The 2,500-nt window shown below is 47.0% G+C and carries 2 rRNA genes (1 of these 2 cut by a window edge); both read left to right on the top strand.

Features of this window, described 5'->3' with window-relative positions:
- A 23S ribosomal RNA gene (locus VOI54_RS17855) occupies nt 1-2,170 on the top strand (it extends 655 nt beyond the left edge of the window).
- Between the two features lie 157 nt (nt 2,171-2,327).
- A 5S ribosomal RNA gene (rrf, locus tag VOI54_RS17850) occupies nt 2,328-2,435 on the top strand.
- Nucleotides 2,436-2,500 lie beyond the last annotated feature (65 nt).

Here is a 2,500-nt window from a genome sequence, read left to right as displayed (position 1 = left end):
AAAGCGAGTCTGAATAGGGCGTATAGTTAGTAGTGGTAGACGCGAAACCGTGTGATCTACCCATGGGCAGGTTGAAGCTGTAGTAACATACAGTGGAGGACCGAACCGGTTGACGTTGAAAAGTCTTCGGATGACCTGTGGGTAGGGGTGAAAGGCCAATCAAACTCGGAAATAGCTCGTACTCCCCGAAATGCATTTAGGTGCAGCGTTGATTAATAGTTTTATAGAGGTAGAGCTACTGATTGGATGCGGGGGCTTCACCGCCTACCAATTCCTGACAAACTCCGAATGCTATAAAATGTTCATCAGCAGTGAGGGCATGGGTGCTAAGGTCCATGTCCGAGAGGGAAAGAACCCAGACCATCAGCTAAGGTCCCCAAATGTATGTTAAGTTGAAAAAACGAGGTGAAATTGCTTTGACAGCTAGGATGTTGGCTTGGAAGCAGCCATTCATTTAAAGAGTGCGTAACAGCTCACTAGTCGAGCGATTTTGCATGGATAATAATCGGGCATAAACATACTACCGAAGCTATGGCATCGATAAGATGGGTAGGGGAGCATTGTAGTGTCGTTGAAGGTAAACTGTGAGGTTTGCTGGAGAAGCTACAAAAGAAAATGTAGGCATAAGTAACGATAATGCGGGCGAGAAACCCGCACTCCGAAAGACTAAGGTTTCCTCAGCTATGCTAATCAGCTGAGGGTTAGTCGGGACCTAACGCGAACCCGAAAGGGGTAGTGGATGGACAACAGGTTAATATTCCTGTACCTGCTCTTACTAAAAGTGACGGAGGCGTATATTTGGTGCGTGCTGACGGAATAGCACGTTGAAGCCAGTGGTAACACGGCGATAGTACACTAAGACTTCGGTTGCGGTGATAATCCAGAGAAGCGACTTCCAAGAAAAGCGAAAGAAGCAGCCCGTACCCTAAACCGACACAGGTAGTTGGGATGAGAATTCTAAGGAGCTCGAGAGATTCATGGCTAAGGAATTAGGCAAAATAGACTCGTAACTTCGGGAGAAGAGTCGCCCCCGCATATGCGGGGGCCGCAGTGAAAAGGTCCAGGCGACTGTTTATCAAAAACACAGGGCTATGCTAAAACGAAAGTTGATGTATATGGCCTGACACCTGCCCGGTGCTGGAAGGTTAAGTGGAGGGTTTAGCTTCGGCGAAGATCTCAAATGAAGCCCCAGTAAACGGCGGCCGTAACTATAACGGTCCTAAGGTAGCGAAATTCCTTGTCGGGTAAGTTCCGACCTGCACGAATGGTGCAACGATCTGGACACTGTCTCAGCCATGAGCTCGGTGAAATTGTAGTATCGGTGAAGATGCCGATTACCCGCTGTGGGACGAAAAGACCCCGTGCACCTTTACTATAGCTTAGTATTGGTTTTGGATAAGTAATGTGTAGGATAGGTGGGAGACTATGAAGTGGCGTCGCCAGGCGTTGTGGAGTCATTGTTGAAATACCACCCTTTGCTTATCTAGAGTCTAACTTTCAAATGAAAGGACAGTGCTTGGTGGGTAGTTTGACTGGGGTGGTCGCCTCCAAAAGAGTAACGGAGGCTTCTAAAGGTTTCCTCAGCACGCTTGGTAACCGTGCGTAGAGTGCAATGGCATAAGGAAGCTTGACTGAGAGACCTACAAGTCGATCAGGTACGAAAGTAGAGCATAGTGATCCGGTGGTTCCGCATGGAAGGGCCATCGCTCAAAGGATAAAAGGTACGCCGGGGATAACAGGCTGATCTCCCCCAAGAGCTCACATCGACGGGGGGGTTTGGCACCTCGATGTCGGCTCGTCACATCCTGGGGCTGGAGAAGGTCCCAAGGGTTGGGCTGTTCGCCCATTAAAGTGGCACGCGAGCTGGGTTCAGAACGTCGTGAGACAGTTCGGTCTCTATCTACAGTGGGCGTTAGAAATTTGAGTGGATCTGACTCTAGTACGAGAGGACCGAGTTGGACTAACCTCTGGTGTATCAGTTGTCGCGCCAGCGGCATTGCTGAGTAGCTACGTTGGGAAGGGATAAGCGCTGAAAGCATATAAGCGCGAAACCCACCACAAGATGAGATTTCTTTAAAGGGTCGTGGGAGATGACCACGTTGATAGGCTATAGGTGTAAAGGCAGTAATGTCATAGCCGAGTAGTACTAATAACCCATAGGCTTATTGTACGCCTGTTTTTTTAAAAGAGTACAACAAATTATTTATCATGATCTTGTTTTCAATATGTTAAGATATTTGCGCATAGCGCAGTTAAGAGTGAAAAGTTAAAAGAGAATAGTTTTTTTAAACTGTTAGCTGTTACTTATTAACTGTTAACTTACAATTTAAGGTGGTTATAGCGATGGGGCTCACCTCTTACCATTCCGAACAGAGAAGTTAAGCCCATTAGCGCCGATGGTACTACACTCGTGGGAGAGTAGGTCGCTGCCTTTTTTGATACTGTATAATCAGTGTTTTTATAAATCCCGATTCTTTTTTAAGAATCGGGATTTTTTTTT

The organism is Alterotamlana spongicola (assembly GCF_035818475.1).
Taxonomy (GTDB): Bacteria; Bacteroidota; Bacteroidia; order Flavobacteriales; family Flavobacteriaceae; genus Cognatitamlana.
This window is presented reverse-complemented; position numbering and strand designations above follow the sequence as displayed.